This window comes from Kitasatospora sp. NPDC001119, assembly GCF_053598475.1.
In genome coordinates this window covers 161851-180170 of the sequence record NZ_JBSFKI010000022.1, presented here as the reverse complement: position 1 = coordinate 180170, position 18320 = coordinate 161851, and the positions used below count along the sequence as shown (strand labels likewise).

Sequence of the window (18320 nt, the reverse complement as noted above, 5' to 3'; positions counted from 1 at the left end):
AAGGAACGGACGCTTCCTTCGGACCGCCTTCCAGCGGACCCTCCGGGCTTCGTTCTTTCGTGTTTCCAGCTTATCAGATGTTTTCCGCTCCGTTTCCGGGGCTTCGTTCATCCAACTCGCCGGTGTCTTCCGGGGTTTGACGCCCTGTCCGACGTTTCAAACTCTAGCCGATCCCCGCTCCGAAAAGCGAATCCGACCGCAACCCAATAAACATGCACACCGAATGCGCACCAGGCCGCGACGCGAAAACGACGAAGCGACCCGGCCCGAACCGAGAAGTGGTGTTTCAGAGGATTGGCCACCCCGGGACCGTCCGCGCGGCTGCGTGTCCGGTGCTCCCTGTCAGGCGACTAGGAGACACTACTCCCACTCCGGGCCCAAGCCAAATGCCCCTGGTCCCGCCGTGGGCCCCGGCCCGCCGGCCCGGCCCCCGGACCCCGTTAAACGGCGGCGTTCATCGTTTGTCTACCGCCTTCCGCCAAGCTCGTGCCACACCGCGCCCCGAGGACCTGGCGGGCGCGAACGCACGAGAGAACCACGAGGCACGGGTACATGAAGACGACGAAGACCCTCCGGCAGATCGCCCTGGCCACCGCCACCACCGCGCTCGCCCTGGCCGGGACCGTGGCGTCGACCGGTACCGCGGAGGCCGCGATCGAGCGGGCCGTCGACCACGTCTCCATCTGGGACGACGAGCCGCTCTACCAGGGCTGGTACATCGAGTCCGGCTCCACCCGGATGATCATGCAGCCCGACGGCAACTTCGTCGTCTACCAGTACGGGACCCAGGTCAAGATGGCCAGCGGCACCGTCGGCTGCGGCTACAAGGCCGTCATGCAGGTCGACGGCAACTTCGTCGTCTACTCCGCCAACGGCGCCGCCTGCTGGTCGTCCGGCACCTACGGCCACCCGCACGCCAAGCTGACCGTCACCGCCAGCGGCACCTCCGGCGTCTACTGGGGCGGCAACGACATCCCGCGCATCCCCCACTCCTCCAACCCCGGCCCCGTCCCCGGCGCAGTCCTCTTCTCCTCCGACCTCTACTGAACCGGCCCCGGTCACCGAGAAGGCCGGGGTCACCGGGAGAGCCGGCGTTACTGGGCCCGCCCCGGCCCGTCGGCCCGCAGGGCGAGCCACCGCACCAGGTCGGCCACCGACCACTGCGGCCGGGAGGCGAGCCGCTCCGCCGCCGTGCGCAGCAGGACCGGCAGGTGGCCGCAGAGCGCGGCCACCTCGGCCACCGCCTCCGGCTCCCGCCGGACCCGGTCCGCGCCGGCGATCCGGGCCAGCAGTTCGTAAGCGTCGTGCGGCTCCAGCGGTCCCACCGCGAGCCGTACGGCGCCGTCGGGCAGGGTGCCCGGTTCGGCGCCCGCCACCACCGCCGCGCAGCCGGGCACCGACGGCAGCAGCACGCCCGGCTCGGCCACCCCGTCCAGCAGGACCAGCACCCGGCGCCCGGCGAGCAGCCCGCGGTAGCGCGCGCCGAGCTCCTCGACGTCCGCGCCCGCCGCCGGCCGGTCCCCCAGCGCCCGCAGGAAGCCGGCGAGCACCACACCGGCCCCGCCGCCGCCCGCGTACAGCCGACCGTCCGGGAAGGCGTCCTGGACGGTGTGCGCCACGTGCACCGCCAGCGCCGACGCGCCGCAGCCCGCCGGACCGGACAGCCCCAGGACCGGCGCCCCGGCCGCCCGCAGCACCCGCTCCGCCTCCCGCACCTGTGCCGCCCGCCCGACCAGGTCCGGGATGTCCGGCGGCAGCTGGCTCGGCCTCGGCAGCCGCCGCAGCAGCACCGGGGCCTCGCCGCGCCGGATCTGCCCGGCCAGCTCGACCAGTGCCGGGGCGGGTTCGAGACCGAGCTCCCCGTCCAGCCGCTCACGCAGCGCCTCGTACCCCGCCAGCGCCTCCGCCGTCCGGCCGCAGCGGTGCAGCGCCAGCAGGTGCAGCCGGTGCACCTCCTCGTCCTGCGGGTGCGAGGCGGCCAGCCCGGCCAGCGGCTCCAGCGCCTCGGTGTGCCGGCCGAGCGAGAGGTCCAGGTCGAGCAGGGTCTTCACCGCCGCGAACCGCCCGGCCGCCAGCCGTTCCCGGACCCGCTCGGCGAACGCCCCGGGCACCCCGTCCAGCGCCCGGTGCCCCTCCCAGGCGCCCAGCGCCCGCGCCAGCGACTCGCGCGCCCGCAGCGGATCCTGGTGACGCAGCGCGACGGCCTCCGCCACCTCGGCCTCGTAACGGAAGAGGTCCACCGCCGTGCGCGGCGCCTCCAGCCGGTAGCCGCCCGCCGCCCCGACCAGCAGCCCGGGCTCGCCCAGGGCCCGCCGCAGACGGTGGACGTGGGTGCCGATCTGCCCGACCGGATCCTTCGGCCAGCGGGTTTCGTCCGCCCCCCACAGGTCCTCGACCAGCCGATCCGTGGACACCAGCTGCCCCGGCGGGACCAGCAGGGCCGCGAGCACGGCCCGCTGCTGCGGTCGGCCGAGGTCGAGCTCACGACCGTCGCGTCGGGCCCGCAGCGGCCCCAGCAGGCTGAAAACGAGCCCCACGGCCCACCCCTCGAAGCCCTCGATCCGGTGCACAACCTGTGCACGATCCGGTGCACAATCTGTGACAGAGCATAGGCCGCCGGGGTATGGGGGCCCACCGTCCGGACGGAACTGGCGGGATCCCGGCGCAGGACGACTTTCGGGGACGGGTAGATGGGTGACATGGGGGGTTCCGGGCTGCGGTTCGGACTGCTGGGACCGCTGCGGGCCTGGTACGGGGAGCTGGAACTGGAGTTGGGCCGGCCGCAGCAGCGGGCCGTGCTCGCCGTGCTGCTGGCCGCCGCCGGGCGCACGGTGTCGGTCCCGGTGCTGGTCGAGGGGGTGTGGGGCGGGGCCGCGCCGGCCGACCCGCGCAAGGCCGTCCAGCTCGCCGTCTCCCGGCTGCGCACCGCGTTCCGGCCGTACGCCGGGGACGACCCGGACCGGATGCCGCTGGTGCGCGTCGGCGACGGCTACGCGTTCAGGGCGCCCGGCAGCGAGGTGGACGCCGCCGCCTGGGAGGCCCTGCTGGCCGAGGCCGAGCGGCTGCGCGAGGCGGGCGCACCACCGCGGGAGGTGCGGGAGGTGCTGCGCCGCGCCCACCGGCTCTGGGTCGGCGAGGCGCTGGCCGGACTGCCCGGGCCGCACGCCGAGGCCGTCCGCACCCGCCTCACCGAACAGCGGGTCTCGGCCAAGGAGACGGAACTGGAGCTGGACGCCGACCTCGGCGACCGCACCGACCTCACCGCGGCGATCGCCGCCCTCGCCCTGGAGCACCCCGGCCGCCCCCGGCTCACCACCGTCCTGATGCGCGCCCTCTACCAGGCCGGGCGCAAGGCCGAGGCGCTCGCCGTGTACGAGGACGCCCGCGCCTCGCTCCCGCCCGGCGAGGACGCCCCCGCCGAGCTCCAGCTGCGGATCCTGCGCGAGGACGCCGCCCTGCTGCCCGCCGGCGCCGCCCAGGCCGGGCCCGCCGCCGACGCCCCCGGCGCCGCCGACACCTGGCGGGCGCCCGACCAGCTGCCGTCCGGCCTGCCCGACTTCACCGGCCGCACCGAGGAGGTCGAGGCCCTCACCGACCGCCTCGCCGGCGCCGGCGGACGGGCCGTCGTGGTCTCCGCCCTGGACGGCATGGGCGGCGTCGGCAAGACCACCCTCGCCGTGCACGTGGCCCGCCGGACCCGCGACCGCTTCCCCGACGGGCAGCTCTTCGCCGACCTGCGCGGCGCCGACCGCACCCCGCCCGACCCCGGCACGGTGCTCGCCGGCTTCCTGCGGGACCTCGGCGTCGCCCCCGGCGAGATCCCCCCGGACACCGGGGAGCGCAGCGCGCTCTACCGCTCGGCCCTGGCCGGGCGGCGCGTCCTGGTCGTCCTCGACAACGCGGCCACCCCCGGCCACGTCGAACCCCTGCTGCCCGGCTCGCCCGGCTGCGCCGTCCTCGTCACCAGCCGCCACCGGCTGGCCGGCCTCGCCGGAGCCCACCAGCTGCGCCTGGACACCCTGCCGCCCGGGCAGGCGCTGGAACTGCTCACCCGGATCGTCGGCGCCGACCGCGTCGCCGCCGAGCCCGGGGCCGCCGAGGAGGTCGTCCGGGCCTGCGGGCTGCTGCCGCTCGCCGTCCGCATCGTCGCCTCCCGGCTCGCCGCCGACCCCGCACTCACCCTGGCCACCCTCGCCGAGGGCCTGCGCCGGGAGCACCGGCTGGCCGAACTCAGCGACGGCGAACGGACGGTGGAGGCCAGCTTCGCGCTCTCCTACCACCGCCTCGACGTCGAACTGGCCCGCGCCTTCCGGCTGCTCGCCCTGCTCGACGCCCCCGACATCCCGCTGCCCTGCGCCGCCGTCCTGCTCGACCGCACCGAGGCCGAGACCGACGAACTCCTCGAAACCCTCGTCGACCTCAACCTCCTGCAGTCCCCCCGCTTCGGCCGGTACGGCTACCACGACCTGGTCCGCGCCTACGCCCGCGGCCGGCTCGCCGCCGAGGACGGCCCCGCCGAACGCACCGCGGCCACCGGACGGCTGCTCGACTTCTGCCTCGCCACCGCCCGCAACGCCGACGTCGCCGCCCGCAAGCCCGACCCGGTCGAGCTCAGCCTGCTCGACGTGCCGGTGCCCCACCCCGGCCGGCCCGTCGCCGACGGCACGGAGGCCGTGCGCTGGATGCGCGAGCAGGCCGAGGTGCACGCCGCCGTCATCGCCCTGAGCTGCGCCGACCCGGCCCTGCCGCTCGACCGCGCCGTCGAACTCGCCGACCGGATGGGCGCGGTGCTCGCCGAACGCACCCAGACCACCGTCATCGCCGACCTCGCCGAACGCCTGGCCGGCGAGGCCGAGGCACGCGGCGACCACGGCCCGCTCGCCCTCGCCCGGTACGTGCGCGGCAGCATGCTCTGGCACGTCAACCGCTACGCCGAGTCCGTGGAGGAGATCCGCCGGGCCGTCGAGGTCTGCACCACCACCGGCACCGACCGGGTGCTCGCCAAGGCCCTGCTCACCCTCGGCGGCAACGCCCGCGTGCACGGCCGCTACGCCGAGGCCGCCGAACACGCCGGCCGGGCCGCCGGGCTGTTCCACCGCCTGGGGGCCGGACGTTCCGAGGGCAGCGCGCTCGGCGAGTTCGCCTTCAGCTGCGCCCAGACCGGCCGGCTCGACGAGGCCCGGGAGGCCGCCGAGCGCAGCGCCCGTCTGATGCGCGACTCGGGGCCGGTCTCCGCCGCGATCGGCCGCTACTACCTCGCCCGGGTGCTGCGGCTGTGCGGCGACCCGGAGGCGGCGCTCGACCACGCGGTCGGCGCCCGCGACGAGTTCACCGCCCTCCAGGTCACCGTCTTCGCCGCCGCGTCCGGCGACCTCGCCGCCCGCATCCACGCCGAGGCCGGCCGCTGGCTGCTCGCCGTCGACGCGGCCGAGGCGGTCCTCCCGCTCGCCCGGCGCACCAGCCCCGCCCTGGAGGGCGCCCTGCTGCGCACCCTCGGCACCGCGCTCACCGGCCTCGGCCGCCCGAGCCAGGCCCGGGCCTGTCTGACGGACTCCCTGGAGGTGTACGAGCGGCTGGGGCTCACCGAGGAATCGGCGCAGGTCAGGGCCCTTCTGGCGCGGTAGACGCGGCATCAACGGCAGCACCGGCCACGCGTGTTGACCGGCCGTCTACCGCCGTGCAGGAACGTCTCTCTCGTCAGGCCCCGGGCCGCAGCGGTTGCGGCCCGGGGCGACACCACAGACGAGAGGCGCCACCATGCCCATGCTCCCGCAGCACGGCCAGACCTGGACGATCAAGTCCGCCAACGGAACCGTCGCCGACGTCCGTTCCAGCCAGACCGCCGCCGGCACCGCCGTCCAGTCCTGGGGCTCCAACGGCACCACCGCCCAGGGCTGGACCTTCTGGGCCAAGGAGAACGGCAGCTTCCTCCTGGAGACCCAGCTCACCACCGGCAAGCACGTCGGCGGCCAGGCCATGGTCATGGACTTCAACTACTCCACCGGCCAGGCCTGGCTGTACAACGAGCACAACCAGCCCAACCAGCACTGGTGCTTCGAGCCCCTCGACAACGACTGGGTCCGCATCCGCACCACCCGCACCAACGAGGGCATGCTCTACCTCACCGCGGCCGCCCCCGGCTCGCCGCTCACCCTCTCCAGGCAGGACGACGGCAACCCGGCGCAGCGCTGGCAGCTCGTCCCGGCCGGGGGCATCAGCAGCGGCGGCGGCCAGCAGCAGCCCCAGCCCCAGCCGCAGCCCCAGCCCGGCGGTGGCGGCGGCGGTGACTTCCGCTCCGAGATGCTGAACGCCGTCAACGCCGAGCGCGGCCGGGTCGGCGCCCCGCCGGTGCGCCTGGACGACCGCCTCAGCGCGGCCGCCCAGCGCCACGCCAACGACATGGCCTCGCACGACCTCACCCAGCACAACGGCACCGACGGCAGCTCCCCCTGGGACCGCATCGCGGCCGCCGGCTTCGTCTCCCGCTCCTCCGCCGAGAACGTCACCCCGAGCAACAGCGTGCCGGAGGCGATGCAGATGTGGATGAACAGCCCGGGCCACCGGGTGAACATCCTCAACCCCGACTACAACTACATCGGCATCGGCTACGCGCCCCGCCAGCGCGGCAACTGGGGCCGCTACGTGCAGACCTTCGGCAAGGCCTGAGACCCCGACCGGCACCCTTCCACGAACAAGGAGTCCACACCCATGTCCTCGAACGCGGCGGACCTGATCCGCATCGCCCGAGACGAGGTCGGCTACCACGAGGGTCGCAGCGGCGGGCACTGGAACAACATCCAGAAGTTCTCCCCCGCCGTCGCCGGCCTGGAGTGGTCCCAGGGCGAGGCCTGGTGCGCCACCTTCGTCTCCTGGTGCGCCGAGCAGTCCGGCAACGCCGGGCGCTTCCCGGTGACCGCCTCCTGCGCGGAGGGCGTCGCCTGGTTCAAGGAGCGCGACCGCTTCACCGAGTACCCGGTGATCGGCGGCCAGGTCTTCTTCGGGCCCGGTGGCGGCAGCCACACCGGCATCTGCATCGCCTACACCAGCTCCACCATCACCACCGTCGAGGGCAACACCAACGACGGCGGCAGCGCCGAGGGCGACGGCGTCTACCTCAAGACCCGTGAGCGCCGCTCGGACTGGGTCTACGGCTACGGCATCCCGGACTTCGCCGAGGGCGCGGTCCTCGCCGACCCGGAGTGGAAGGACCGGCCCGGGGCGCTCTACTTCGGGCAGGAGGCCTCCGCGGAGGACAGCCCCGACGGCGGGGCCCCGTCCGGCGGCGGCGCTCCGGCGAGCGGCGGCGGCGACGGCGGCGACGGCTACGAGCCCTTCCCCGGCGCCGACTTCTTCCACGACGGCCAGAACAGCGACGTCATCACCCGGATGGGCGAGCGCCTCGTCGCCGAGGGCTGCTCCGCCTACGCCGAGGGCCCCGGCCCCGAGTGGTCCGACGCGGACCGCGAGTCCTTCCGCAACTGGCAGCACAAGCTCGGCGACTCGGGCGCGGACGCCGACGGCGTCCCCGGCCCCAAGCAGTGGGCCGCGCTCGCGGTCCCGCGCGGCTGAGCCGGCCCGCCCACCACACCAGAAGGAGAGACCCGATGAGAACCACCACCCGTACCCGCAGGCTCCTCGCCTCGCTCGGGGCCGTCACTGCCGTCGCGGGGGCGGTCGTGGCCGGCGCGCCGGCGGCGCAGGCGGCACAGGCCGGCGCCTGCGACCTGTCGCCGTCCGTGGGAGCCTTCGCGGCCGTGAACAACGGCTCCGGCGCCGGCGCGCTCGACCTCTTCCACAACGTCGAGGCCAACGGTCAGCCGATCATCGTCTGGCCGGCCAACCAGTCGCCCGCGCAGACCTGGTCGTTCTGGAAGTACTGCGACGGCACCACGGCGATCGCGCACGGGCAGGGCAAGGTGATCGACCTCGACACCGGTTCGGGCGCCGTCCACCTCTGGGACACCCCCGGCGGACTGGACGGCCTCAACCGGCCGGCCGGCGACTGGATGCCCGCCAACCAGAAGTGGCGGCTGACCGACGAGGACCACGGCTGGTACCTGGTCCGCAACGCGGCCACCGGGCAGTGCCTCACCTCCAACGGCGGCGGCCAGGCCACCGGGGTGGCCTCCTGCGACCCCGCCGCCCCGGCCCAGCGCTGGCTGCTCGGCTGACGAACCACCGGGCCCGGTCCGCTCTCCAGGCCGAGCGGACCGGGCCCGGTCTCCTCCGGGTGCCCCACGGCCCCCCGCGCCGACGCCGGTCGGCCCCTCGCCGGCCCCCGTCCGGGCGGCTGATCACGACTCGGCATCCCTTGTCACGGTGGCGCGAGGGACTCGTCACGACCGTGTCAAGGACGCGTCGAAGCCATGGCCCCGCTCGTTCGCGCTGCGCTATGAACGTCCCTCAGGAGGACCACCGGCACCGGTGGTCCGCTACCACGGGGGACATCACGTGAAGCCCATCCGCAGCAGTCGTCGCGCCCTGGCCCTGGCCTCACTGGCCGCGGTCGGCGCGCTCACCCTGACCGCCTGCAACGACGACGCCTCGTCGTCCGACACCGCCAAGACCCCGCCGGCGACCGGTGCGCCCGCCACCCAGGCCGCCTCGCCGAGCACCGCGGCCACCACCCCGGCCGCCTCCGGTTCGGCCTCCGTCCCGGCGGGCGGCGCCGGGTCCGGTTCGGCCACCGCACCCGCGCCGGCCGGCAGCGCCCCGGCGGCCGGGACCACGCTGAAGCTCGGCGACGCCGCCACCGTCCCGTTCAGCTCGGGCAGCACCAAGGGCACCATCGCGCTCGCGGTCACCTCGATCGAGAAGGGCGACCCGGCCGACCTCGCCCCGCTGAACCTGGGCGACAAGGCCAAGGGCCTGGTGCCGTACTACATCCACTACAAGGTCACCAACGCCAGCGGCACCGACCTCTCCTACACCAGCGTCAGCCACATGAAGGGCCTGCTGGCGGACGGCAGCGAGGCGCAGGAGCTGATGGTCATCGGCTCCTTCGCCAAGTGCAAGAGCGAGTCGCTGCCCAAGGGCTTCACCAACGGCCAGTCCGCCACCTCCTGCGCGGTGGCGATGTCCCCGGAGGCCTCCAAGGTCGCGGGCGCCGAGTACTGGGGCGAGCCGTACACCCTCGGCAAGGGCCTCAACTGGAAGTGATCCACGGGTGGTCCGGGCGGGGGCGGCGGCCGGCCGCTCCCGCCCGGGCGGGCTCAGCCCCGTGCCGCCGAGGACGCCTCCGCCGCCTCCGGCGCGCCGTGGATCCGCAGGAAGGCGTCCACGCCGGCCGTCGCGATCCGCTCGACCTCCTCGTCCGCCACCGGGAGCGCGCCCCAGAAGGAGCGCTCGGCGACGCCGTGGAAGGTCAGCAGGGTGAACTGCTCGGCGGCCAGGGCGGCGTCCTCGACCGCGAGCAGCCCGCGCCCGGCGAGCGCCTCGACGTGCTGCGCGAGCGCGCGCTGGGAGGCGACCGGGCCCGCCTCCAGCCAGGCCTCCAGGACGTCCGCCGGGATGTTGGCCACCTCGGCCCGGATCGCCCGGCCGAGCGCCCCGTGCTCCCCGGCCGACAGCACGGCGCGGGCCCGCTCGACGGCGAAGTCGATCAGGTCCCGGCGCAGGTCCACCACCCGGCCGAGGTACGTCGCCATCAGCCCGTCGATGCGTTCGGTCAGTTCCGCCGAGGTCCGCAGGGCCACCGACAGGAAGAGGGTCTCCTTGTCGCCGAAGTGGTTGTAGACCGTCCGCTTGGACACCCCGGCCTCGGCCGCGATCGCGTCCATGCTGGCCCGGACGTACCCCTCGCGGCCGAACACCACCGTCGCGGCCCGGGTGATCGCCTCGCGCTTCTCCGGCCGTCCCGCTCCGCCCGTCGTCGCCACGGCCCTCTCCTCTTCCGTCGGCGCACCGGCCGACCCTCTCAGAAACTGCCCGGTGTAGTTTATCCAGGCCACGGAAGACCCGGACGTCCCGCCGAACGGACGTGCTCTATGCTGCGTACGACTTCTACACCCGTGTAGAAGACATTGGGAAGCGCCTCCCCCGATCACGGGTGGCCGGACCCCCGCACGGGAACCGGCCGACCGGCAACCGGCGTCCGGAACTGGCAGCGCCACGAACAGAGTTCCGGACCGACGAAACCGACGGACGGCACGCGGCGCAGGCGCCACCATGGCGCGCGGAACACGGGAACACCGGGGTGAGGGCGTGGCGGGGCAGCGAGGACGGTCGGCCGACCAGCGGACGCGCCGACGGGCGGCGGACAAACCGGCCGGGCACATACGCCCGCTGCCCGGCGGCCCCGCGCTGCCGGCGGCCCTCGCCCTCGGACTACCGCTGGCCGGCGCCGCGGTCGACGAGCTCTCCGGCCCCGGCATGGGCCTGGTCTTCGCCGTGGCCGCGGTGCTCGGCACCGGCCTGGCGGCGGCACTGAGCAGCCGCAACGGCTGGTGGTGGGTGCTCGCCACCTCGCCGCTGGTGGTCCTGGGCGTGACGGCCGTCGTCGAGTTCACCGCCCACCGCGACCGGTACCAGGGCAAGGGCCTGGCCACCGGCGCCGCGAAGTGGGTGGTGCACGGCTTTCCCGTGATGGCCGAGGCCGCGGCCGCGGCCGTCATCGTGATCGCGGTCCGGCTGGTCCGGGCGAGGAGGAGGCAGCATGGCTGACAACCCCGGGACCGACGGCGGCGCCGAGGCCCGCCGCCCCCGCCGCCCCTCCCCCGCCCTGGTCGCGGGCCGGGTGGTGGCCTGCACCGTCGGCCTGGCGGTGTTCGCCGCCAGCGGGGTGGTCTGGTACGAGTACAAGCAGCTCACCGACGGGATGACCACCTCCGGCGTCATCGCCGAGACCAAGAAGGACGCCCCCAAGCACCTCGACAACTCGGTCAACCTGCTGCTGATCGGCCTGGACAGCCGCAAGAACATGGACGGCACGGACCTCCCGCCCGAGTTCGTCCAGGACGAGCTGCACGCCGGCCACAGCTCCGACATCGGCGGCTACAACACCAACTCGCTGATCCTGCTGCACATCCCGGCGAACGGCGGCAAGGTGCAGGCCGTCTCGATACCCCGCGACGACTACGTGATGACCTACGACGCCAACGGCTCCCAGATGGGCATGGCCAAGATCAAGGAGGCCTACGGCGCGGCCAAGGACAAGGCCGACGCCGGTCTGCGCGCCAAGGGCCTCAAGGGCGCCGACCTGGAGAAGGCCGGCCGGGACATCGGCCGCGCGGCCACCATCCGCACCGTGCAGAAGTTCCTCGACCAGCCCATCGACCACATCGCCGAGGTCAACCTGATGGGCTTCTACGACATCGCCAAGGCCCTCCAGCCGATCGAGGTCTGCCTCACCCACGACACCAAGGACCCGGCCATCGAGGGCCAGGGCTCCGGGGCCGACTTCCACAAGGGCGTCAACAAACTCAACGCCTCCCAGGCGCTCTCCTTCGTCCGCCAGCGCCACAACCTCGACGGCCCGGACGGCAACACCGGCGACTTCGCCCGCACCCACCGCCAGCAGGCCTTCATCTCCTCGGTGGTGCACAACCTCAAGCAGAAGGGCGTCATCGGCGACCTCGGCAAGATGCAGGAGCTGATGGGGGTGATGCAGAAGGACCTGGTGATCGACAACGAGTGGAACGTGCTCGACTTCGCCCAGCAGGCCCCCAACCTCACCGGCGGCAACGTCGAGTTCAACACCCTGACCTTCGACGGGTTCGGCACCAAGAACGGCCAGGACGTCAACCTGGTGACCCCGGCGAAGGTCCAGAAGGTGGTCAAGCAGCTCTTCGGCTACGCCGACGCCGCCCCCGCGCCGGCTGACCCGGCCGCCGCCTCCGGCGCGCCCGCCACCCAGGCCCCCGCAGCGCCGCCGGCCGCCACCACGCCCCCGGCCGCCGCCGGGCCGGTCACCGTGGACGTCTTCAACGCCTCCTCCGCGGCCGGGGTCACCTCCGCCGAGGAGGCCAAGGCGCTGGCCGGCCTGGGCTTCAAGGAGGGCCGCACCGGCTCGGCCGCCACCCGGCCGAAGACCACCACCGTCACCTACGGCAAGGGCGCCAAGGAGGCCGCCGAGCAGGTCGCGACCCGCTACGGCGTGACCGCCACCGCGTCCGCCGCCACCGCCGCCGACCACGTCGTCGTCACCCTCGGCACCGGCTTCACCGGCGTCGCCGCCGACAAGCCCGCCGCCCCCGCCGGCGGCGCCCCGGCCGACCCGGCCGCCAACCTGCCGATGCAGGGCCCGGCCGTCGACGCCCAGTCCGACGGCGGCATCCCCTGCGTCTACTGACGCGCGCCGCACCGGCCTCGCCGACCTCCTGAGGGAGGCTCCCCCGCCCGGGGAGCCTCCCTCCGTCGTTTCCGGCCCCTTCCCGGATTCCGCGGAGACCCCTGGCGCAATTCTCCGTACTATGTATAGTGTACTGCGTACGGGATAACCGCGCGATGCCGACGAGAGGGTTCTCCGCCTTGCAGATCACCACGACCGCCGTCTCCCTGACCGTCGAGGACGTCATCACCTCCGCCGCCTTCCTCCAGCGGCACTTCGGCTACACCGAGCAGATGTCGGCCGACGGCTTCGTCTCGCTCGCGCACCCGGGCGGCGGGGTCAATGTCGTCTACCTGCGGCGCGGCCTCGAAGTCCTGCCCGAGGACCAGCGCCACCGGATCGCGGACGGCGTGATCCTGGCGTTCGTCGTCGAGGACATCGCCGCCGAGGAGCGGCGGCTGCGCGAGGAGGGGGTCGTGATCACCCTGCCGCTGCGCGAGGAGCCGTGGGGCGAGAAGCTCTTCCAGGTCGTAGACCCGAACGGGGTGGTCGTCGAACTGGTCGAGTGGGCCGAGCGGCAGGAGCAGTAGGAGCGGGCGACGACGGCGCCCCCTGTCCCGGTCGGGACAGGGGGCGCCGCTCGCTCCGACGGGACGGTCGGACGGTCAGTCCACCGTCCAGGTGTCGTTGCCGGCGAGCAGCGTGGCCAGGTCGCCCGGGCCGCGCCCGTCGGTGGCGGTGGCCAGCTGGCTCGCCATCAGCTCGTCGTAGACCGGCCGTTCGACGCTGCGCAGCACGCCGATCGGCGTGTGGTGCAGGGTGTCCGCGTCGGCGATCCGGGAGAGCGCGAAGGCGGTGGCGGGGCTGGTCGCGTGCGCGTCGTGGACCAGGACGTCCGCCTCGTTGTCCGCCGTGACCGGGGCGGTGAACAGCTCGCCGTCCGGGCCCCGGAAGACGCCGTTCGCCAGGTCCGCGCCGAAGCGGGCGGCCTTCCCGTGCTCCAGCCGGATCAGCGCCTCGTCCCGGCTGCCCGGGTCCTTCAGCACCTCGAAGGCGCCGTCGTTGAAGATGTTGCAGTTCTGGTAGATCTCCACCAGCGCCGTGCCCTGGTGCTCGGCGGCCGCCCGCAGCACCGACTGGAGGTGCTGGCGGTCCGAGTCGATGGTGCGCGCGACGAAGGTGGCCTCGGCTCCGATCGCCAGCGACAGCGGGTTGAACGGCGCGTCCAGCGAGCCCATCGGGGTGGACTTGGTGATCTTGCCGAGCTCGCTGGTGGGCGAGTACTGGCCCTTGGTGAGGCCGTAGATACGGTTGTTGAACAACAGGATCTTCAAATTGACGTTCCGCCGCAGGGCGTGGATCAGGTGGTTGCCGCCGATCGACAGCGCGTCGCCGTCACCCGTCACCACCCAGACGCTCAGGTCCTGGCGCGAGGTGGCCAGCCCGGTCGCGATCGCCGGCGCCCGGCCGTGGATCGAGTGCACCCCGTAGGTGTTCATGTAGTACGGGAAGCGCGAGGAGCAGCCGATGCCGGAGACGAAGACCGTGTTCTCCCGCTTGATGCCCAGCTCCGGCATGAAGGACTGCACCGCCGCCAGGATCGCGTAGTCCCCGCAGCCCGGGCACCAGCGCACCTCCTGGTCGGTCTTGAAGTCCCGGGCGCTCTGCGGGCCTTCGGCCTTGGGCACCAGTCGCAGGGACGGGAAGCCGCTCTCGCTCATCGGTGGTCCTCCTCGTCCAGGGTGCCGATCGCGGCCCACAGCACGTCCGCCAACTGGGCCGCCTTGAAGGGCAGTCCGCGCACCTGGTTGTAGGACTCGGCGTCCACCAGGTACTTCGCCCGCAGCAGCAGGGCCAGCTGCCCCAGGTTCATCTCGGGAACGATGATCTTCTCGTAACTCCGCAGCACCGAGCCCAGGTTGGCCGGGAACGGGTTGAGGTTGCGCAGGTGCGCCTGGGCGACCTCGCCGCCGTCCGCGCGCACCCGGCGCACCGCGGCGGTGATCGGCCCGTACGTCGAGCCCCAGCCGAGCACCAGCACCCGGGCGTCGCCGCTCGGGTCGTCCACCTCGACCGGCTTCACCGTGATGCCGTCGACCTTGGCCTGCCGGGTGCGGACCATGAAGTCGTGGTTGGCCGGGTCGTAGGAGATGTTGCCGGTGCCGTCCTGCTTCTCGATGCCGCCGATCCGGTGCTCCAGGCCGGGCGTACCGGGCAGCGCCCAGGGCCTGGCCAGGGTCCGCGGATCGCGCAGGTACGGCCAGAAGGCGCCGTCCTCGCGGTTCGGGCCGGTGGCGAACTCCGGGTCGATCTCCAGCAGTTCGTCGACCTCGGGGATCCGCCAGGGCTCCGATCCGTTGGCCAGGTAGCCGTCCGAGAGCAGGAACACCGGGGTGCGGTAGGTGACCGCGATCCGGGCCGCCTCCAGCGCCGCGTCGAAGCACTCCGCGGGCGTGGCCGGGGCGACGATCGGCACCGGCGCCTCGCCGTTGCGCCCGAACATCGCCTGCAGCAGGTCCGCCTGCTCGGTCTTGGTCGGCAGGCCGGTGGACGGGCCGCCGCGCTGGATGTCCACGACCAGCAGCGGCAGTTCGAGCGAGACGGCCAGGCCGATCGTCTCGGACTTCAGCGCGACACCCGGCCCGGAGGTGGTGGTCACCCCGAGCGCCCCGCCGAAGGCGGCGCCGAGCGCCGCGCCGACACCGGCGATCTCGTCCTCCGCCTGGAAGGTGCGCACCCCGAAGTCCTTGTGCCGGCTCAGCTCGTGCAGGATGTCCGAGGCCGGGGTGATCGGGTACGAGCCCAGATACAGCGGGAGGCCGGAGCGCCGCGAGGCGGCGATCAGCCCGTAGGACAGCGCCAGGTTGCCGGAGATGTTGCGGTAGCGCCCGGCCGGGAGCCTGGCCGGCGGCACCTCGTAGGAGACGGCGAAGGACTCGGTGGTCTCGCCGAAGTTCCAGCCCGCCCGGAAGGCGGTGATGTTCGCCTCGGCGATCTGCGGCTTCTTGGCGAACTTGGTGCGCAGGAACGACTCCGTCCCGTGCGTGGGCCGGTGGTACATCCAGGACAGCAGGCCCAGGGCGAACATGTTCTTCGCCCGCTCGGCGTCCTTGCGGGCCAGGCCGCTGTCCTTGAGCGCCTCCAGGGTCAGCGTGGTCAGCGGCACCTTGTGCAGGTGGAAGCCGTCCAGCGAGCCGTCGCCCAGCGGGTCCGCCGGGTAACCGACCTTGGCCAGCGCCCGCTTGGTGAACTCGTCGGTGTTGACGATGATCTCGGCACCGCGCGGCAGGTCCGGCACGTTCGCCTTCAGCGCGGCCGGGTTCATCGCGACCAGCACGTTCGGGGCGTCGCCCGGGGTCAGGATGTCGTGGTCCGCGAAGTGCAGTTGGAAGGACGAGACGCCCGGCAGGGTGCCGGCGGGCGCCCGGATCTCGGCCGGGAAGTTCGGCAGCGTGGACAGGTCGTTGCCGAAGGACGCCGTCTCCGAGGTGAAACGGTCACCGGTCAGCTGCATGCCGTCACCGGAGTCGCCGGCGAAGCGAATGATCACCCGATCGAGTCTGCGGATGGGCTTGCCCGGCTTCACCGGAGGGCCGCCCGGGCCGGGCGGTCCGGCGGACGCGTCCGCACCCGCGTGCGCGTCTCCGCTCCCGGCGCGGGCCTCGTCGCCGTCCGGGCCGTCCACTGCCTCTGACTGATCGACCTGACTGGTCACTGCCGCGGACCTCCTCGTGGGCGCACCACCGCGGGCGCGGCCCCGTGCCCCGTCCGCCTGGTGCACCTCTCGCATCCTATGCGGGCCGACCCGACGGCGACCGGAAGCACGGCAGTTATTTCACCGGCCCGCGGCTGCACCGCACATGAAGGTCAACGCCCGCCCGCCGGAGATCATTCCGGCTCGGACGGGCGGGCGCGAGCACCTCACGGGCGCATGGCCGAGATGCGCTCCCGGGGGCGCGCCCCGGGCGCCGGGGCGACGGAACCGGAGGGCGTCAGGAGTTGAGGTAGGTGAGCACGGCCAGCACCCGGCGGTGGTCCTCGGCGCTCTGAGCCAGTCCCAGCTTGAGGAAGATGTTGCTGACGTGCTTCTCCACCGCGCCGTCGGAGACCACCAGCTGCTTGGCCACCGCGGCGTTGGTGCGGCCCTCCGCCATCAGCCCGAGCACCTCGCGCTCGCGCGGCGTGAGATTGGCCAGAACGTCGCCCTTGCGGCTGCGGCTGAGGAGCTGCTGCACCACCTCCGGGTCCAGCGCGGTGCCGCCCTCGGCGACCCGGACCACCGCGTCGGCGAACTCGCGCACCTCGGCGACCCGGTCCTTCAGCAGGTACCCCACGCCCCGGGTCGAGCCGGCCAGCAGCTCCGAGGCGTAGCGCTCCTCCACGAACTGCGACAGCACCAGCACACCCAGCTGCGGGTAACGGGCGCGCAGTTCCACACAGGCGCGCAGGCCCTCGTCGGTGTGGTTCGGGGGCATCCGCACGTCGGAGACCACGACGTCCGGCAGGGCGTCGGCGGCCGCCAGGTCGTGGATGGTCTTCACCAGGGCGTCTCCGTCACCGACCCCGGCGACGACCTCCAGGCCGCGATCGGTGAGCAGCCGGGTCAGTCCCTCCCTGAGCAGTACGGAGTCCTCGGCGATGACGACGCGACGCATAACGACCTTCCGGGCAGGCGTGTGCTGACGGAAGTCAGTCTCCCCCATCCCGGGGCGGGCGGAGGGTCCGGGACGGGCCACCTCTCGGCCCGGCCCGGACGGCTCCCGGCGGTCCCGCCCGGAGCGGGGTCCCGCATCGTGCGGGGCCTCACCCGGAGCGGGGCCCTACCCGGAGCGGGGCCTCACATCGTGCGGATCGCCACCGCGTCGCAGAGGCCCTCCAGGGCGGCCTTCGCGGCGCAGTCCGGCAGCGGCGCGAGCAGCGCCCGGGCCTCCTCGGCCCGGCGCAGGGTCTCGGCGCGGGCGCGCTCCAGCGCGGGGTGGGCGCGCAGCAGGCGCAGCGCCTCGGCGTGCAGGTCGTCGTCGGAGAGGTCCTGGTCGAGCAGTTCGCGCAGCCGGGCGTCGTCCGGGTCGGCCGGGTCGGCGGGCATCTGCTGCAGCAGCAGGGTCGGCAGGGTCGGCACGCCCTCGCGCAGGTCGGTGCCGGGGGTCTTGCCGGACTCGTGGCCGTCGCTGGCGATGTCGAGCACGTCGTCGGCCAGCTGGAAGGCGATGCCGATCCGCTCGCCGAACTCGCCGAGGGTGTCCACCAGCTCGCGCTCGGCACCGGCCATCAGCGCTCCTATCCGGCAGGAGACGGCGATCAGCGAGCCGGTCTTGCCCTCCAGGACGTCCAGGTAGTGCAGCAGCGGGTCCATGTCCTGGCCCGGGCCGCGGGTCTCCAGGATCTGGCCGGTGACCAGCCGCTCGAAGGCCTCGGCCTGCATCCGCACGGCCTCCGGGCCGAGGTCGGAGAGCACCTGGGAGGCGCGGGAGAACAGGAAGTCGCCGGTGAGGATGGCGACCGAGTTGTCCCAGCGGGAGTTGGCGCTCGGGGCGCCCCGGCGCACCGGCGCCTCGTCCATGACGTCGTCGTGGTAGAGCGTGGCCAGGTGGGTCAGTTCGACCACCACGGCGGCGGGCACCACGCCGGGCGCCCCCGGGTCGCCGAACTGGGCGGCCAGCAGCAGGAGCAGCGGGCGGAAGCGCTTGCCGCCGGCCTCGAGGAGGTGACTGGCGGTGACGGTGATGAAGGGGACGTCGCTCTTGACGGCCTCACCGAGCGCCGCCTCCACAGCGTCCAGTCCGGCCTGGACGTCCCGGGTCAGGTCGCGGTCCTGCACGCTGAGCCCGAAGGGTTCCACGACGGTCACGAAGACCACTCCTCTGTCCCTGGTCGATCTAGCGGCCTGGTCCCTGAGTGCCGCCGCTGGCCATACAGGCAGGGTATCCGGTCGCGAGTGGATCACTGCACGGGCGTGCGGATCCTGTCATGATCGGGCTTGATGCCCTGGTCAGGGCGGCTGCGCGGGCCGGACGGCGGTGGGGGGCGAATTCGGCTGGTAATAAAGGTGGGA

15 protein-coding genes are annotated in these 18320 nt (G+C 73.6%); 9 read left to right on the top strand and 6 right to left on the bottom strand.

The window, feature by feature from the left end:
* Positions 1 to 552 precede the first annotated feature (552 nt).
* A complete protein-coding gene (locus tag ACWDD9_RS26515) occupies positions 553 to 1047 on the top strand; it encodes a hypothetical protein (RefSeq protein ID WP_049661190.1) in 495 nt (164 codons plus the stop codon).
* A gap of 47 nt (positions 1048 to 1094) precedes the next feature.
* On the opposite strand, the gene ACWDD9_RS26510 is transcribed toward ACWDD9_RS26515, so the two are convergent.
* A complete protein-coding gene (locus tag ACWDD9_RS26510) occupies positions 1095 to 2537 on the bottom strand; it encodes a BTAD domain-containing putative transcriptional regulator (RefSeq protein WP_449812844.1) in 1443 nt (480 codons plus the stop codon).
* A gap of 153 nt (positions 2538 to 2690) precedes the next feature.
* On the opposite strand from ACWDD9_RS26510, the gene ACWDD9_RS26505 reads away from it, so the two are divergent.
* From ACWDD9_RS26505 to ACWDD9_RS26485, 5 genes are all read left to right on the top strand, one after another.
* Positions 2691 to 5624: an AfsR/SARP family transcriptional regulator gene (locus ACWDD9_RS26505; protein WP_449812843.1), complete on the top strand. Its 2934-nt coding sequence runs from the start codon at positions 2691 to 2693 to the stop codon at positions 5622 to 5624.
* A gap of 133 nt (positions 5625 to 5757) precedes the next feature.
* A complete protein-coding gene (locus ACWDD9_RS26500) occupies positions 5758 to 6666 on the top strand; it encodes a CAP domain-containing protein (protein WP_449812842.1) in 909 nt (302 codons plus the stop codon).
* Between the two features lie 42 nt (positions 6667 to 6708).
* Positions 6709 to 7569, top strand: coding sequence for a peptidoglycan-binding protein (locus tag ACWDD9_RS26495; protein WP_449812841.1), 861 nt, complete (start codon positions 6709 to 6711; stop codon positions 7567 to 7569).
* Positions 7570 to 7604: 35 nt separating this feature from the next.
* Entirely contained in the window at positions 7605 to 8171 is a 567-nt protein-coding gene (locus ACWDD9_RS26490) for an RICIN domain-containing protein (RefSeq protein ID WP_074005532.1), read from the top strand.
* Positions 8172 to 8451: 280 nt separating this feature from the next.
* Positions 8452 to 9159, top strand: a complete 708-nt coding sequence (locus tag ACWDD9_RS26485; protein ID WP_449812840.1) for a hypothetical protein — start codon at positions 8452 to 8454, stop codon at positions 9157 to 9159.
* A gap of 53 nt (positions 9160 to 9212) precedes the next feature.
* On the opposite strand, the gene ACWDD9_RS26480 is transcribed toward ACWDD9_RS26485, so the two are convergent.
* Positions 9213 to 9878, bottom strand: coding sequence for a TetR/AcrR family transcriptional regulator (locus ACWDD9_RS26480; RefSeq protein ID WP_049656674.1), 666 nt, complete (start codon positions 9876 to 9878; stop codon positions 9213 to 9215).
* Between the two features lie 325 nt (positions 9879 to 10203).
* On the opposite strand from ACWDD9_RS26480, the gene ACWDD9_RS26475 reads away from it, so the two are divergent.
* The 3 genes from ACWDD9_RS26475 to ACWDD9_RS26465 all read left to right on the top strand — a co-directional run bounded on the left by ACWDD9_RS26475 (position 10204) and on the right by ACWDD9_RS26465 (position 12858).
* A complete protein-coding gene (locus tag ACWDD9_RS26475; RefSeq protein WP_049656675.1) occupies positions 10204 to 10662 on the top strand; it encodes a DUF6542 domain-containing protein in 459 nt (152 codons plus the stop codon).
* The gene (locus ACWDD9_RS26470; protein WP_449812839.1) at positions 10655 to 12289 is read left to right on the top strand and encodes an LCP family protein; all 1635 of its coding nucleotides are present in this window, start codon (positions 10655 to 10657) and stop codon (positions 12287 to 12289) included. The genes ACWDD9_RS26475 and ACWDD9_RS26470 overlap by 8 nt, the downstream gene beginning before the upstream one ends.
* Positions 12290 to 12468: 179 nt before the next feature.
* Positions 12469 to 12858 (top strand): VOC family protein, encoded by a 390-nt coding sequence (locus ACWDD9_RS26465; protein WP_449812838.1) that lies wholly within the window; start codon positions 12469 to 12471, stop codon positions 12856 to 12858.
* 75 nt (positions 12859 to 12933) lie between these two features.
* On the opposite strand, the gene ACWDD9_RS26460 is transcribed toward ACWDD9_RS26465, so the two are convergent.
* The 4 genes from ACWDD9_RS26460 to ACWDD9_RS26445 all read right to left on the bottom strand — a co-directional run bounded on the left by ACWDD9_RS26460 (position 12934) and on the right by ACWDD9_RS26445 (position 18116).
* Positions 12934 to 13989, bottom strand: a complete 1056-nt coding sequence (locus ACWDD9_RS26460; RefSeq protein WP_449812837.1) for a 2-oxoacid:ferredoxin oxidoreductase subunit beta — start codon at positions 13987 to 13989, stop codon at positions 12934 to 12936.
* Positions 13986 to 15983 (bottom strand): 2-oxoacid:acceptor oxidoreductase subunit alpha, encoded by a 1998-nt coding sequence (locus ACWDD9_RS26455; RefSeq protein WP_449812836.1) that lies wholly within the window; start codon positions 15981 to 15983, stop codon positions 13986 to 13988. The genes ACWDD9_RS26460 and ACWDD9_RS26455 overlap by 4 nt, the downstream gene beginning before the upstream one ends.
* A gap of 277 nt (positions 15984 to 16260) precedes the next feature.
* The gene (locus tag ACWDD9_RS26450; protein ID WP_049652547.1) at positions 16261 to 16923 is read right to left on the bottom strand and encodes a response regulator transcription factor; all 663 of its coding nucleotides are present in this window, start codon (positions 16921 to 16923) and stop codon (positions 16261 to 16263) included.
* 182 nt (positions 16924 to 17105) lie between these two features.
* The gene (locus ACWDD9_RS26445) at positions 17106 to 18116 is read right to left on the bottom strand and encodes a polyprenyl synthetase family protein (RefSeq protein WP_049652569.1); all 1011 of its coding nucleotides are present in this window, start codon (positions 18114 to 18116) and stop codon (positions 17106 to 17108) included.
* Between the last annotated feature and the right edge of the window lie 204 nt (positions 18117 to 18320).

Coding starts and splice junctions, on each gene's coding strand:
- ACWDD9_RS26515 (WP_049661190.1), top strand. CDS start 553: ATGAAGACGACGAAGACCCTCCGGCAGATCGCCCTGGCCACCGCCACC.
- ACWDD9_RS26505 (WP_449812843.1), top strand. CDS start 2,691: ATGGGTGACATGGGGGGTTCCGGGCTGCGGTTCGGACTGCTGGGACCG.
- ACWDD9_RS26500 (WP_449812842.1), top strand. CDS start 5,758: ATGCCCATGCTCCCGCAGCACGGCCAGACCTGGACGATCAAGTCCGCC.
- ACWDD9_RS26495 (WP_449812841.1), top strand. CDS start 6,709: ATGTCCTCGAACGCGGCGGACCTGATCCGCATCGCCCGAGACGAGGTC.
- ACWDD9_RS26490 (WP_074005532.1), top strand. CDS start 7,605: ATGAGAACCACCACCCGTACCCGCAGGCTCCTCGCCTCGCTCGGGGCC.
- ACWDD9_RS26470 (WP_449812839.1), top strand. CDS start 10,655: ATGGCTGACAACCCCGGGACCGACGGCGGCGCCGAGGCCCGCCGCCCC.
- ACWDD9_RS26460 (WP_449812837.1), bottom strand. CDS start 13,989: ATGAGCGAGAGCGGCTTCCCGTCCCTGCGACTGGTGCCCAAGGCCGAA.
- ACWDD9_RS26450 (WP_049652547.1), bottom strand. CDS start 16,923: ATGCGTCGCGTCGTCATCGCCGAGGACTCCGTACTGCTCAGGGAGGGA.